A 16,209-nucleotide genomic window follows, 5' to 3' on the forward strand; every position below is an offset into this window, starting at 1 on the left:
ATCTTATGAACAAAATGCTATTGCTATTGATTACCGGCGGCATTTTTACTTCCTGTGTGAAGAACCCGCTGAGTGATTATCAAAGCCAGGAACGCGCCATCATTTCCTTCCGGTTACCCGAAGGCCAGGTGGGTACTTCAGAGATCATAAACGGAACAGATTCCGCCACCGTTACGGTATGGGTAGAAGATGATGTGGACCTGAGTGCCGTGAGCCCTTTGGTGATGGTATCCAAAAACGCGACTGTGCTGCCCGCGCCGGGAGTGAAGGTGGATTTTGCTGCCAATAACAATCGTTATGCTTACCGCGTCACTTCCGAATCCGGGGAGCAGAAGTACTGGTACGTACGCATCATGAAAAAGACAACAGCTGCCGGTCCGCGTTTGCAACTGCTGCCAAACAATGGCCAGTGGAACCCGGCAGTAAGAGTATACAGCGATCTTGATTACAACGATTATCTTACCCGCTACCAGGGCTGGAACGGTGGCGACGGCTGCTATTCGGTGTTACTGCCGGATGGCCGCCTGCTATGGTCATTCCAGGATAGTTTCTTCGGGCAGGTAAGTGCGGACCGTAACCGCACCAATAACGTAATGCTGCGCAACGCAGCACACCTGCAACTGGATACTTCTTTGCAAAGCTTTGTGCAACTTAACCCTGGTTCAGGGAGTGCCAGTCAAACCTGGATCAAATACGGCAATGCACCTGAAGACCAGGACTGGTACTGGCCCGGCGCCGGACAGGTATATAATAACAAAGTACAGATGCTGTTAAGTCATGTGAAGAAAACCGGCAGCGGCACCTGGGATTTTGCACACGTAAGCACAGACCTCGCCATCTTCGATTTGCCCTCCATGCAGCTGAACCAGTTGATCCAGGATAAGGATACACTCAGTAACTACAGCGCTGGCAGCATGAAAGCACCCGATGGCTATACGTATATGTACAGTACGGAAAATGGTTTTCTCACCTCTTCTATGTACGTGGCCCGCGCAGCAAATCATGATCTTAACGGCGCCTGGGAATATTACAACGGAACCGGATGGAGTACTACACCGGTGAAATACAATGTTTGTAATGACATCAGCCAGCCGAACGTTTTTTATAAAAATGGTAAATATTACCTCGTATCGCAGCAAATTATTTTCGGACTGGATATCTATATTCTTGAATCAACTACGCCGGTAGGGCCGTGGACGAATAAACGCACACTGTACCATATCCCGGATCAATACAGCGTAGGTTTCATCAGTTATAATTCATTTGTGCACCATGCACTAAGCAGGGAAGGGGAGCTGGTGATTTCTTACAATATCAATCCCACTGATTTTTCCACCAACTTCAACAGTCCCGGTAGTGCCGACAGGTACAGGCCGTATTTTGTACGGGTATTCAATTGGCAATAGCAAATAATCATGTTCAACAAAGGAAAAAAATTGCTGGCCCTGCTGATGATCTCAGGGCTGGCAATGAAAGCACAGGAAAAGACGTTCAGCTTAAACAGCAGTAATAAAGCCGTACACTGGAAAGTAAAAGCAGCGGAAGCAGGCCAGGAGCCTGGTCTCCATGCCCCGGACTATAACGACCATAATTGGGTGAACGGCGTGGTGCCGGGTACAGTATTTGGCGCATTTGTAGCAGCTGGATTGGAGAAAGATCCCAACTTCGGAGATAATATTTACCAGGTAGATAAAACAAAATATGACCGCGATTTCTGGTACCGGGCCACGTTTACGCCTGCACGTAATACTGCTGAAAAGCAGTGGCTGAATTTCGAAGGCGTGAACCGTAAAGCGGAAGTATACCTGAATGGTCAGCGTATTGGCGCGCTGGATGGTTTTATGGACCGCGGCAAATTTGATGTAACGGATATATTGAGATATGACCGGCCAAATGTACTCCTGTTATTAGTGCATTGGCCAGGTACGCCTATTGTGAATTATTCCAGTCCTACCTACATTTCAAGCGCCAGCTGGGATTGGATGCCTTATGTGCCCGGCCTTAACATGGGCGTTACGGACGATGTATATCTTGGCAGCTCCGGCCAGGTGACGATTGCAGATCCCTGGATCCGCACTGCTTTACCGGATTCATCGCGCGCAAAGCTCAGCATCAGTATGGACCTGGATAATCATTCGGCCGGCATACAGGAAGGAGAAGTATCCGGTATTATCCAGCCAGGCAATATCCGTTTCTCTAAAAAAATAAAACTACCCGCAGGACAATCGGAGCAGGTAATGTTTCATCCGGAGATAGCACATCCGCAGTTGTGGTGGCCCAATGGCTATGGCAGTCAGCCGCTGTACACCTGTCAGCTGCAGTTTGTATCCGGTGGAAAATCATCCGACAGCAAACAGGTTACTTTCGGCGTAAAGCAATACAGCTACGATACGCTTGGCGGCGTGCTGCACATCAGCGTAAATGGCAAACGCATATTTATAAAAGGCGGGAACTGGGGCATGTCTGAATACATGCTGCGCTGCCGCGGCGAAGCATACAATACGAGGGTGCGGTTGCATAAGGAAATGAACTTTAACATGATCCGCAACTGGATAGGCAGTGTAACCGATGAAGAGTTTTATGATGCCTGCGATAAGTATGGCATGCTTGTATGGGACGATTTCTGGCTGAACTCACATCCTAATCTGCCAAAAGATGTTTTCGCCTTTAACAGGAACGCCGTGGAGAAAATCAAACGCCTTCGTAATCATCCCAGCATCGCGGTTTGGTGCGGCGACAACGAAGGGTATCCTTTACCGCCACTGAATGGCTGGTTAAAGGAAGATGTGAGCGCCTACGATGGCAACGACCGCCTTTACCAGGCTAATTCCCACTCGGACGGGTTAACCGGCAGCGGCCCCTGGGCCAATTTCATGCCCGCCTGGTACTTCACAAAATACCCCGGTGGCTTTGGAGGAACACCCGGATGGGGAATGCGCACAGAAATAGGCACCGCCGTTTTCACCTCTTTCGAAAGCTTTAAAAAATTTATGCCGGACAGCAGTTGGTGGCCGCGTAACAAAATGTGGGATCTGCACTTCTTCGGTCCCTCTGCCGCAAACGCAGGCCCCGACCGGTACGACGACGCCATTAATAAAAGTTATGGCAAAGCCACCGGCATCGAAGATTATTGCCGCAAAGCGCAGCTGTTAAATATAGAAACCAACAAGGCATTATACGAAGGCTGGTTGCACCATATGTGGAACGATGCCTCCGGTGTAATGACCTGGATGAGCCAAAGCGCCTATCCAAGCCTGGTGTGGCAAACCTACGACTATTACTACGACCTCACCGGTGCATACTGGGGCGTTAAAAAAGCCTGTGAGCCATTGCATATTCAATGGAGTGCGGCAGATAATTCCGTAAAAGTGATCAACACTACATTGGAACAATACAATGGTTTACAGGCGGAAGCCATCGTTTACAATATGGATGGAACGCCGGCGCCAACCTTCGGCCGGAAAGCAACCGTAGATGCAGCTTCCAATACAGCCACACCCTGTTTCGATCTTAACTTCAATATCGATAACCTTGCTTTTAAAAAATCAGCAGTAGCATCTTCGTCATCACCGGAAAGCGCCGGCGCCGGGGCCGTAGCGGATGGCAGCACCGGTTCAAGATGGAGCAGCAACTACACCGACAATGAATGGGTATATGTGGACCTGGATGCCGTACAGGAAATCAGCAGCGTGATGCTGCATTGGGAAAGCGCTCATGCCCGTGCCTATAGCCTCCAGGTGTCCGCCGATGCAAAATCCTGGCAGGATGTGTACGCCACAGATACTGGCAGCGGGGGAATTGAAACCATCCCTATTAAACCCGTAAAAGCGCGTTACGTACGTATGCTTGGCCGTAAACGCGCCACAGAATGGGGCTATTCGCTGTATGACATGGAGGTGTACGGCAAACGCAGCAAAGCGTTGACGGATGTACAGTTCATCCGCTTGTTGCTGAAAGATGGACAGGGCAGATTACAGTCTGAAAATTTCTACTGGAGAAGCAGTCGAATGGCAGATTATACCGCGCTGGATCAACTGCCCCGGGTGCAATTGAAAACTTCCTCCAAACTGGAACAGCATGGCGACAGTACCCGCGTTATTGCTACCATCACAAATCCCTCATCTGCCCCCGCCTTTGCAGTACATGTGCAGCTGTTAAGGGCAGACAACAACGAACGCGTGTTGCCCGCCATCATGAATGATAACTATTTTACGTTGTTAAAAGGAGAGCAGAAGCGGGTGGAGATAATGTTTAAAAAAGAATTATTGAAAGATGGAAAATATAAACTCCTGGTGACTCCCTATAATCATTAATACGCTGGTATTATTGGATAGAAAAGCCTTTGCCTGGTCAGGTAAAGGCTTTTTTTATGGGGGTATTTATATATCGATTATAACATATGTATGCTGAATCTACGGTGCTTTCTTTAATTTAGTGGCAGAAAATGAGCGAATTTGATAAGGGATAACTCCTATAGTGACCTGGAACTGATAACTATGCTGAAGAGAGGGGATGTGACAGCGTTCGATCTGCTTTATGCCCGTCATTGGTCCGGTATGTACCAGGCGGCATATTACCTGTTGCGCGACCAGGGCGCCTGTATGGACATCATACAGGACATTTTTGCATGGTTGTGGGAGAAGCGGGAGCAACTGGATATACAGGCGGTGCCATCCTATCTGCGAAGCGCTGTCAGGTTTAAGGTGGCTAATTATATCCGCTCCGGTAAGGTGAGAGAGGAGTTCTATACGGAACTGGCGGGGTTGTCTTTACCGGAAACACCGGGTCCGCAGGACTTTATGGAGCTGAGCGACCTGAAGTCGATTATCGGGCAGGTGATCCGCAGTTTGCCGGAAAAGTGCCGCGAGATATTTCTCCTGAGCAGGGACGGGCAACTGACGAATCAACAGATTGCAGACTTATTGAATATTTCCATAAAAACAGTCGAGGCACAGAAAACAATAGCACTGAAACGTATCCGCGCAGCAGTAGATCCTCACCTGCTCGCCTTGTTATTACTCCCGGTGATGACCCATTACCATTAAGATACCCGGCTCAAAAAAAAAATTTGAGACTCTTTTAAGGGTATGTCCTTTTACAATTGCCTATGTATATGACAGGTTACGCATGACACGAGAAGAGGCAATATTATTAACAGAAAAAGTTATATCCGGCACAGCTACGGATGAAGAGCTGCTGCAATACAACCAGCTGTTCAATGCTTTTCAGCAACAGGAAGGCTGGGATGAACACCTGCTGGGCAATAAACAGCTGCTGGAGGATGCGATCCGCCTGCGTTTACAGCCTGTACTCGACCGCAGGCCCAAAGGGAAAGTGGTCCGGTGGTACAGGTGGGCCGCAGCAGCAACAGTAACGCTGGTACTGGGTACCGGCTATTATTTCTATCAGCAACAGCGGCAACAACCGCTGGCGCCCCAGGCGGTCCGTTTTAAGAATGATATTTTGGCGCCGGCCGGTAATCATGCCGTACTTACATTGGGTAATGGTCAACAGATCCTGCTGGATACAGCGAGCAATGGCACGCTTGCCATGCAGGGACAAACCAGCGTTTCCAAAAACGCGAATGGCCAGATCGTTTATAACAGCGCTGGTAACGACGTTAGTTTTAATACTATCCAGGTTCCAAATGGAAGCAAGGCGCTCGCGATTGTACTGGGCGACGGCACCAAAGTCTGGATAGATGCAGGTTCTACACTTACCTATCCGGCTGCATTCAGTGGCGGTAAACGCGAAGTATCCGCAACGGGACAGGTTTATTTTGAAGTTGCGCAAAACAGCAACCAGCCTTTCATTGTAAAATCCAGCACCAATAAAACCACCATTGAAGTATTGGGAACCGCTTTCAATCTCCGTTCCTTCCGGGATGAAGAAAAAATGAAGGTCACCCTTGTCAGCGGTACCGTAAAAGTAAATACCGCCGCCGCTTCACAGTTGCTGCATCCGGGCGAACAGGCGGCAACAGCAGGGAGTGCTATACAACTGGTCACCAACGCCGATCTGCAGCAGGTAACTGCCTGGAAGGAAGGATTATTTGTTTTTAATGGCGCTGACATCGCCACCATAATGTCAGAGCTGCAACGATATTATAATGTAGACGTCGACTTTCAGACCGATGTTAAAGATGCTTTTGTCGCGAGAATTCCGAGGGATGTCCCCGTATCTCAGTTGCTGAACTTGTTGGAGATGACCGATCTCGTTCATTTCAAAATTGAAGGACGGAAAATTACTGTGATAAAATAGTACATACACCAGCTCAATCGTCCGATCGGGTAAGGCAGGCCACCTTACCGGCGGGAGAAATGTTGCCAGATTTTAGTTTATCCGCACAGCGGTATTGTTCATCAAAAATCAACCAGAAGCTATGCTTGTAAAAAAGCTGATGAGCGCTTTATGCCTTTCGAAATCAGGAGAGAAAAAGCCAGGTGCCAACTACCTCAGGACTTATTTACTCATGGGATGCCTGCTATTGGCCACCCAGACTTTCGCGCAGAAAGTATCTATGAACATGAAATCAGGTTCCCTGGAAAAAGCGTTCCGGGAAATTGAAAAACAAACGGGATACAGCTTTATTTATGGGAAGAACCAACTCAGCCAGGCAGCGCCCGTAAACATTGATGTAAAAGATCAGGAGCTGGCAGATGTGCTGAAATTACTTTTCAATAACCAACCATTCGCTTATTCCCTGTCGGGAAAATTCATTGCTATCAGGGTGAAAAAAGCCCCGGGCACTGAAATAAAACCGGCAGATGACGGCATTACTATCCGCGGGAAAATAACAGATGAGAAAGGAAATCCCATTCCTGCGGTATCTGTGGTGATTCCCGGCACTCCTTTCGGCGCAATGACGAATGAAAACGGAGAGTATGTCATCAACAGGGCTCCGGCGGAAGCACAGCTGGTAGTATCCTATCTTTCCTTTGAAACACAACGTATCGCCGTTAAAGGCCGTACAGCCATCAACGTTGTTTTAAAGGAGCAGGTAAATGCATTAACTGAAACAGTAGTGATCGGGTATGGAACTACTACTAAAAGATTGAATACCGGTTCGGTGAGCAGCATTACGGCAAAGGATATCGAAACGCAACCTATCTCCAATCCACTGGCCGCTCTACCCGGACGTATCCCGGGTGTACAGATCACCCAGCAGAATGGCTTGCCGGGTAGCGCTGCCGTGGTACAGATCAGGGGCCAGGGCTCTTTGAACTCAGGCACCCTTCCTTTATATGTGATTGATGGCGTTCCTTTCACCAATTACAACGGCTCTTTTCCTCCTACGGATAACCTCAACTCCTTTGGTGCCAGTGGCGCCAACGGTGGTATCAGCCCTTTCAGTATGATCAACCCGGATGATATTGAACGGATGGATATCCTGAAAGATGCTGATGCAACGGCCATCTACGGCGCCAGGGGCGCTAACGGCGTGATCCTCATCACCACGAAGAAAGGCAAATCCGGCAAAACAAGGGTGAACCTCAATGCCTATACAGGATCGGGAAAAGTAAACCACTTCATCCCTATGATGAACACACAGCAATACCTGGACCTGAGAAAAGAGGCCTTTAAAAATGATGGCCTCACACCAAATACAGCGAATGCGCCGGAATTAACCGTATGGGACCAGCATGCTTACACCGACTGGCAGAAACTCCTGGTAGGAGGAACGGCCAGATCCACCGATGCACAGGCGTCTGTTTCAGGAGGGGATACCAAAACGCATTTTATGTTCAGCGGCGGATATCATAAGGAAACTACTGTGTACCCCGGTAACTTCAACAGCCAGCGCCTCACTGGCCGTTTATCTGTTGACCATACCTCTGCCAACAATAAATTTTATGCGGCTTTCACAACCAACTATTCCAACGATAAAACCGTTCTGCCGGCATCAGATGTTATTTCCCTGTACAACCTGCCACCTAACATGCCTTTGTACGACAGCACCGGCAAACTTGCATGGACTGGTCGTTACGATAACCCGCTTGCGCTCCTGCAACGCCGCTATACCAATACAACAACTAACCTGATGACAAACGCCAACCTGCGTTATACCATCATTAAAAATCTCAACTTCAAAGTAAATCTTGGTTATACCAATACCACCCTGGATCAGGTGAATCCACTGCCGGCATCTACGCAGAATCCGGTCAACAATCCGCAGTCGTCCGCCACTTTTGCGAACACACGGTCGCAGAATTACATCGTGGAGCCAACCCTTGATTACAGTATAGATATGAAGCAGGGCAGACTGAACCTGTTGGTAGGAAGTTCGTATCAGCGGACCCTCACTTCCGGTCAGAGTGTAGACGGCCGGAATTACAGCAACGAAGCCTTGTTGGGGTCCCTGGTTGGTGCAGGTACTATTGTGCTGAACTCCAGCAACTACTTCGATTACCGTTACGCATCTTTGTTTGGCCGTATCAATTACGATTACCAACAAAAATATTTGTTGAATGTAACCTTCCGCCGTGACGCTTCCTCCAGGTTTGGACCGGATAATATCCTGGCTAATTTCGGCGCAGTGGGCGCTGCCTGGTTGTTCTCTGAAGAAGATTTTATTAAAGACGCACTTCCCTGGCTTAGTCTCGGTAAGCTGAGAGCCAGCTACGGTACCACTGGTAATGACCAGATCAATAACTACATCTACCTGCCTTTGTTGTCATCCGCAGGTACTTACCAGGGGGCTTCCGCACTGCTCCGGGGAACGCTGCCGAACCCGGGTGTGAAATGGGAAACCACCCGCAAGCTGGAGTTTGGCCTGGAGCTGGGCGCCCTGAACGACAGGATCGCATTTACCGGTAGTTACTACCGTAACCGCTCCGCCGATCAACTCCTGTCAGCCGCACTGGCTACACAGTCGGGATACAACAGCTATACTGTAAATGTACCAGCCCTGGTACAAAACAGTGGGGTGGAACTGGAGCTGAATACCCTCAATCTTAAAACATGGAATTTCGGCTGGAGGTCATCTGTCAACGTAACCTTCTACCAAAATAAACTGGTGGAATTTCCAGGGATTGAGAAATCCTTTTATGCCAGCAGCTATCTTGTAGGGCAGCCTATTGACCTTGTCAGAAAATATATTTACACCGGGTATGATCCTAATACAGGAATCCCGCAGTATGTGGATGTGAACAAAGATGGAAGTGTTGATTTTAACAATGACCGTCAGATCATCAAACCAGGTACGCCTTTCTTCGGAGGATTGAACAATAGTTTCAGCTATAAGAACTGGGACCTGAGCTTTTTCCTGCAATATAACCACAGGAAGGGAGCTACCAATACTTTCGATATACCCATTGGCAGCAGCACAAATAACCAGAACACATCTTTGCTCGACAGGTGGCGTCAACCAGGCGATAAAGCCGCCTACCCGGCAGCTACTTCTACTTCCGGCACGCCTATCTATCTCGGCTATACGCCGTATTACAGTTCTACCGCATGGTGGGGAGATGCAAGCTATCTGAAACTGAGATCTGCTTCTCTTTCCTATTCATTCCCGAGGGCATGGATTACAAAAGCAAAGATCAGTAACCTGAAAGTATATGCAGAAGGACAGAACCTGTTTACCTGGGCGAAGAATAAATACATCTACGATCCCGAAACGAGTGTTTCAGGAGGTCCTCCGGGATTGGGTACCGGTATGATTGCCATGCCGCCGTTGAGGACCATTGTATTTGGTATTAACTGTTCATTCTAAAATCTGAATTCGATGTCTTGCTTCAAAATAAATAAAAAGGTAACCGCAGCAATATTACTGACAGGAATTGCTTTTTCTTCCTGCAAAAAACTGGTGGAAATTGGTCCGCCTACAACGCAGGTGGGCCTTGACCAGGCCTTTGCATCCGATGCAACTGCCACCAGCGCAGTGCTGGGGGTTTATAATGCCAGCTTTACACGGGATGTACTTTTCCCTTTGAGTGAAATGCCGGGACTTTCTGCCAATGAACTGCAGAACAATATTTCCAGTCCCGCTTTCGATGAGTTTAAAACAAACAGCATCACCATCACCAACAGCGTGATTAACTTCGTACTCTGGGGATATTCTTACTCCACCATTGCACAGGCCAATGCCATGATGGATGGTATTTCCCGCAGCACTACCTTGTCTGCTCCCGTGAAGAACCAGTTACTGGGAGAAACCAAAGTATGGAGAGCCTTCATCAATATGTACCAGGTAAATATGTTTGGCGACGTGCCAATGCCGGTTACAGACGATCCGCTGGCAAATGCCACACTGGCGCGTACTCCGGCAGCGCAGGTATGGGAGCAGATCATAAAGGATCTTACAGAGGCACAAAGTATACTCACAGATGCATACCCCGCCACACTGAGAACCAGGATTAACCGGCAAACGGCGAACGCCCTGCTGGCAAGGGCTTACCTGTACCAGAAGCAATGGGCCAATGCAGAATCTGCCGCCAGCACCGTGATCAACTCCGGTATTTACAGTCTGAATAAAGACCTGAACACTACCTTCAGTAATACCAGCAATGAAGTGATATGGCAACTGGCTACGCTTACCGGCTTATCCACCTATACTACCAACAGGAGTGCCAATGGAGGCAGCTATGCAGCAGCAACAGGTTCCGTTCCGGCAGTAACGCTAACGGATACACTTTATAATTCACTGGAAGCAGGCGATAAACGGAAAACCAGCTGGGTAGCAGCAACCGATATCGGGGGCACCAATTATAAAGTGATCACAAAATATAAATTGCGGGTGCTCGCCGCTGGTACCACCACCGGCAATGAGTTTAACGTGATGCTGCGCCTGGCTGAACAGTACCTGATAAGAGCAGAAGCGCGCGCCCAACAGGGCAACCTCACCGGCGCCATTGCCGACGTGGATACCATCCGCGCTAAAGCAGGGCTCCCAATGCTGGATAATAACATCACCCAGCCCAGCCTGCTGCTGGCCATCGAAAATGAAAGAAAAGCGGAATTATTCGGAGAATGGGGACACCGGTGGTTTGACCTTAAACGCACACCTGGAATTTCCAGCGGAGGTAAAACCCGTGCAGATGAGGTGATAGGCGGCATGCGCCCTGCCACCTGGACAAGCACCGACATACTCTATCCAATTCCCGATGCACAGCGTGTTGCTAACCCGGCATTAACTCAAAACCCGGGATATACAAACTAATCATAAACCAACCATGCACAATATGAAAAAAGTACTCCCGATTTTGCTGAGTGGTAGTCTCCTTACCGCCGCCCTGCAATCAAACGGACAGGCAAAAGTTAGCCAGGACTCCCTGATGAGATATTATACGCAGCTCGCTAAAGGCAGTGATGCCGATAAAGCACTGCTGGCGACTAAACTATATGCGCTCACCAAAAGTAAAAAGGAATCCGACTGGCTTACGGCATCCGGTTTCTTTTACCAGCTGAAGCAGGTAAATGTCTCTGACTCTATCCGGCAGGCAGCTGAAAAAAAATTCCCTGCTGGTATCACCGTCCGCGATAAGCAGGTACAACCTATCTACGACGAAAATGACCCGGTGAAAAAAGAAGCGCTCTATAAAGCATGGATGAAGAAATTCCCGCAGGGCAAACTGGACAACGATCTGATCGTTTATGACTATGCCCGCAATAGTGTGGGCATTGCCTATGCGAACGCCGATAATTTGCCAAAAGCACTGGAATATGCCAACAGTATAGAATCCCCTTTCTGGAAAGGGCAGGGGTGGGCAGGAACTGCTGAACGCATTATTAAAAAAGGACACACCGCGGAAGCAAAAGTGTTGCTGAAAAAAGCCGTTGATGATGCCTGGGAATTCAGAACGACCCGTAAGAATGAAATGGCAGCCGGCTTTGCAGCGATGGGCTATCCAGGCTATCTGAGTACCTATGCACAGCTGCTTTACAACGATAAAGAATATGACTCCGCACTGGTGTACCTTAAACGCGCAGAAGAGGCAGAAACACCTGTGAGACCACAGGTAAACGAGATGTATGCAAAAGTGTTCCTGGCAAAAGGAGAATATAAAGAAGTACTCAAACGCATGACTGAAATTGCGGCACAGGGCAAACTGAACGACAACAATAAAGAACTGTTGGCTACCGCCTATGCCAAAGTACGTGGTGATAACAACCTGCAGGGATATATAGACTCACTGAAAAGCGGGCTGGATAAAAAAATGCAGGAAGAATTCGCCAAACAGATCATCACAGAACCGGCTCCTGGCTTCACCCTGAAAGATGTAGATGGGAATACCGTGTCACTGGCAGATTACAAAGGAAAAACCATTGTACTGGACTTCTGGGCCACCTGGTGCGGCCCCTGTAAGGCCTCATTTCCTGCAATGAAAAAGGCAATGGACAAGTACAAAAGCGATCCGAATGTGAAATTCCTGTTCGTGCATACCTGGGAAAAAGAAGCAGATGCAACCGCGAACGCGAAGAAATATGTTACCGGCAATAACTTTCCTTTTGAAGTATTGATGGACCTCAAAGATCCTGCAACCGGTGTAAACAAAGTAGTAGAGAGCTATAAAGTGAATGGCATTCCTACCAAGTTTGTTATCGATGGCAAAGGTAACATCCGTTTCCGTTTCACGGGCTTCAGCGGCGGCGACGATGCCGCGGTGGCAGAAGTATCAGCCATGATCACCCTGGCGAATCAACAATAACAGAACAGTTACTTTAAATAAAATAAAACAGCGGAGTGGCATCACTTCGCTGTTTTTATTTTATTACTGAAATGAGTATTGATGAAAACACATAATATCCTTGTGTAAAATTTGTTAACAAAAGGTTACGGAAAATTGATATATTCATAGTCAACCAAAATCAACTGCTGCTATGAGAAATCCAGTTCTTACCGGATGCCTTATCCTGTTATGCCTGTTCACCAGTCTAATAACCTATGCACAGGTAACCACTGCCACCCTGAGCGGCACCATCCAAAGTAAGGAAGGCAAACCATTAGCCGGTGCCACCGTGAAAATCGAATACCGGGAAGCCGGTATCAGTAAAGTAATCATCACCCAGAATAATGGCTCCTTCCAGGTGCCTAATCTGAGGGTAGGGGGGCCCTACAAAGTGACGGCTACTTTCGTGGGCTATTCAGAAAAATCGGAAGAGAACATCTTCCTGGAACTGGGACAAAACACTGCCCTGGACTTACAGCTGGAACTCAGCTCTGCTAACCTGTCGGGCATCACGGTTACCGGCCGCTCCAAAATTTTCGATAACCAGCGTACCGGCGCCTCTTCTAATATCAGTTCGCGTCAGTTGCGTCAATTGCCAACCATCTCCCGCTCTGCGGATGATTTTACCCGGCTGACGCCCTCCGCGTCCGCAACGATCAACGGTACCTCTTTCGCCGGCCGCAATGGGCAATACAATAACTATTCGCTCGATGGCGCCGTATTCAATAACCCATTTGGCCTGGATGCACCTACACCCGGCGGACAAACAGGCGCTCAACCCATTTCCCTGGATGCCATCGACCAGATCCAGGTGAACCTGGCGCCCTACGATGTAACCCAGGCGGGCTTCACCGGCGCCGGCGTTAATACTGTTACCAAATCAGGTACCAATACTTTCGGCGGCACCGTGTACGGTTTTTACCGCAACCAGGGCATGACCGGCAAAAAAGTGGACGGCAACAAAATCGCCGTACCGGATCTCACACAGCTGCAGGCCGGCTTTGCAGTAGGAGGCGCCATTGTTAAAAACAAACTTTTCTATTTCGCCAACTTTGAAACAGAACAAAGAGACGACGCTGCCAGCAGCTACGTGGCCCGAACCGCCAGCAACGGCGACAACAATAACACTTCCCGCGTGCTGGAATCGGACCTGATAGCTGTAAGCGATATCCTGCGGGACAAGTTCAACTATGAAACCGGTCCCTGGCAAGGTTTTAATCTCAAGCAAAAAAATTATAAATGGTTAGCAAAACTCGATTGGGTGATCAACGAAAATCATAGCCTGTCTTTTACCTACAATGGCCTGCAGGCAACTAAAGAAAAACCTGCGCACCCCAACGCCATCCGCGACCGTGGTCCCGATTACCAGACTTTACAATTCAGAAATTCCGGCTATGAGATCGAAAACAGATTGCAATCTTTCGGCGCGGAGTTGAAATCCAGTTTCGGCAACCGCTACGCCAATAAGCTGAGGGCCGTGTATACCACCTTCAAGGACAAACGGACGCCTTTCTCGGAACCCTTTCCTGTACTGAATATCACCAAGTACGGTACCATGTACATCGTGGCCGGGCATGAGCCATTTTCTATCAACAACCGGTTGAACCAGGATGCCTTCCAGGTAACAGACAATTTCAACATCATCCTTCCCAGACATACCATTACCGTTGGAGGGTCTTATGAGTCCTTTAAATTCGGGAATTCGTTTAACCTCACCGGTTATGGCGCTACCCTTTTCAGCGACGCGGATATCCAGGTTTTCAAAGACAGTGTTCCGGCCAGCGGCAAATATGTTTTTGGTGCATACCCGCTGGATGTGGATGTAGCGGCAGCAAGAGCCGCAGGCGCCGCTGATAAATGGAACTGGTATTATATCACTGTTGCACAGTTATCAACGTATCTGCAGGATGAGTGGAAAGCCACCGAAAACCTGCGCGTTACCTTCGGCCTCCGGATGGATATTCCGCTTTATATGAATTCCTCCTTTCAATCGCCGGATGGCAAAAAAACTTCTCCCACCATTCCCAATAACGATGACCTCACCCTCTTCGATGAACATGGAGAACGGGTTACGAACGGCCAGGGAAAACAACTGGACAATACCCGGCTTCCTTCCTCCAAACCCCTGTTCTCCCCGAGGATCGGTTTCAACTGGGATGTGAAAGCCGACAAGAGCCTGCAGCTGAGAGGCGGTTCCGGTCTCTTTACCGGCCGTTTCCCGTTTGTATGGATTGGTAACCAGATCGGCAACCCCACCTCCGGTTTTTATTGCGCCACCGACCGCGATTTTAAATGGCCGCAGATCTGGCGCACCAATATCGGTGCCGATATCAGGGCCGGACTGGGAACTATTTTCAGCGTAGATGTAGCCTATTCTAAAGATGTAAATGCCATGATGGTAAGGAACTATAAGCTGGGTACGCCCACAGGCTCCTTGAACAGCGGCATCGGTGATACGCGAAGTGTATACAAAGACACCGACAAAGGAGCCGTGAATGCGTATATTTTCACCAATACAAAAACAGGCGATCAGTTCAACACCAGCTTCACCGTTCAAAAAACGTTCGCCAATAACCTGTTTTTATACGGCGCCTATAATTACCTCGTGTCGCGCGATGCAAGCTCCATTTCCGCAGAAATCAGCGGCGACGCATTCGACCGGAATCCCATTCTCAATAATGCCAACGAAGCCAGGAATACACCTTCCCTTTATGGAAATACCCACCGCTTCGTAGTGGCCGCCAGCAAAAAGTTCAACTACGGAAAAGGTAAATATGCAACAACCGTTTCCCTCTTCGGTAACTGGAGCAGTGGTAACCGCTTTGCCTATATTTATGGAGGAGACATCAACAACGACGGCACTACCAGCAACGACCTGCTTTACGTTCCCAAGAACAGCGAAATCGACTTAATGCAGTTCGCACCGCTTACTGACGTAAACGGGGTAGTACAGAATGCCGCAGCCCAGAAAGCGGCGTATAAAGCATTCATCGAACAAGATCATTACCTCCGGAGCCGGAGAGGTATGTACACAGAAAAATATGCAGGAGTAAGCCCCTGGTTCAGCCAGGTGGATATGCGCGTATTACAGGATTTTTATTTTAAGAGCGGAGAAAAAATCCGGACTGTTCAAATCAGCCTGGATGTAGTTAACCTCGGTAACCTGATCAGCAGCAAATGGGGCGTCCGGAAGTATGCCAGCAACTCAGGTTATTTCCAGCCAATATCTGTAACCGGCGTAACCAATGGCGTGCCTACTTACCAGTTCGATCCTTCTTTGAAAGAAACGTTTATTGCCAGTCCGGATTTGTTAAGCCGCTGGCAAACCCAGCTGGGATTGCGGTTTATATTTTAGCGAAGTAAAATTGGCGTGAATCATCAAATAGCATTTTCAAGTATTTAAGCAAAAAGAAGAAGCTGTCTCATAATTAATTGAGACAGCTTCTTTGTTTTAGCCAAAAGATGGCCTAATAATCATTATGATGATCAGGTGTTTTTTAAGAGAATAAATAGTTAATGTCAGCTTGCTTTAGCAAGC

At 48.5% G+C, this 16,209-nt stretch carries 8 protein-coding genes; all 8 read left to right on the top strand.

The genetic code is table 11. The features are described 5' to 3' along the window. The first annotated feature begins 5 nt into the window (after positions 1–5). The 8 genes from ACLHR0_RS26175 (at position 6) to ACLHR0_RS26210 (ending at position 16,026) form a co-directional block, all read left to right on the top strand. The gene (locus tag ACLHR0_RS26175; protein ID WP_436490648.1) at positions 6–1,406 is read left to right on the top strand and encodes a DUF5005 domain-containing protein; all 1,401 of its coding nucleotides are present in this window, start codon (positions 6–8) and stop codon (positions 1,404–1,406) included. Between the two features lie 9 nt (positions 1,407–1,415). Next, the gene (locus tag ACLHR0_RS26180; protein ID WP_436490650.1) at positions 1,416–4,313 is read left to right on the top strand and encodes a galactose-binding domain-containing protein; all 2,898 of its coding nucleotides are present in this window, start codon (positions 1,416–1,418) and stop codon (positions 4,311–4,313) included. A gap of 141 nt (positions 4,314–4,454) precedes the next feature. Next, on the top strand, positions 4,455–5,045 hold the full coding sequence (locus tag ACLHR0_RS26185; protein ID WP_436490652.1) for an RNA polymerase sigma-70 factor: 591 nt from the start codon (positions 4,455–4,457) through the stop codon (positions 5,043–5,045). A gap of 82 nt (positions 5,046–5,127) precedes the next feature. Continuing rightward, a complete protein-coding gene (locus ACLHR0_RS26190) occupies positions 5,128–6,261 on the top strand; it encodes a FecR family protein (protein ID WP_436490654.1) in 1,134 nt (377 codons plus the stop codon). A gap of 121 nt (positions 6,262–6,382) precedes the next feature. After that, on the top strand, positions 6,383–9,715 hold the full coding sequence (locus tag ACLHR0_RS26195; RefSeq protein WP_436490656.1) for a TonB-dependent receptor: 3,333 nt from the start codon (positions 6,383–6,385) through the stop codon (positions 9,713–9,715). Positions 9,716–9,727: 12 nt separating this feature from the next. Beyond that, on the top strand, positions 9,728–11,161 hold the full coding sequence (locus tag ACLHR0_RS26200; protein ID WP_436490658.1) for a RagB/SusD family nutrient uptake outer membrane protein: 1,434 nt from the start codon (positions 9,728–9,730) through the stop codon (positions 11,159–11,161). Positions 11,162–11,183: 22 nt separating this feature from the next. After that, positions 11,184–12,650: a redoxin domain-containing protein gene (locus ACLHR0_RS26205; RefSeq protein ID WP_436490660.1), complete on the top strand. Its 1,467-nt coding sequence runs from the start codon at positions 11,184–11,186 to the stop codon at positions 12,648–12,650. Between the two features lie 172 nt (positions 12,651–12,822). Then, complete coding sequence (locus tag ACLHR0_RS26210; protein ID WP_436490662.1) at positions 12,823–16,026, top strand: TonB-dependent receptor; 3,204 nt, start codon at positions 12,823–12,825, stop codon at positions 16,024–16,026. Positions 16,027–16,209 lie beyond the last annotated feature (183 nt).

This window comes from Chitinophaga sp. ARDCPP14 (assembly GCF_051362515.1).
GTDB lineage: Bacteria > Bacteroidota > Bacteroidia > Chitinophagales > Chitinophagaceae > Chitinophaga.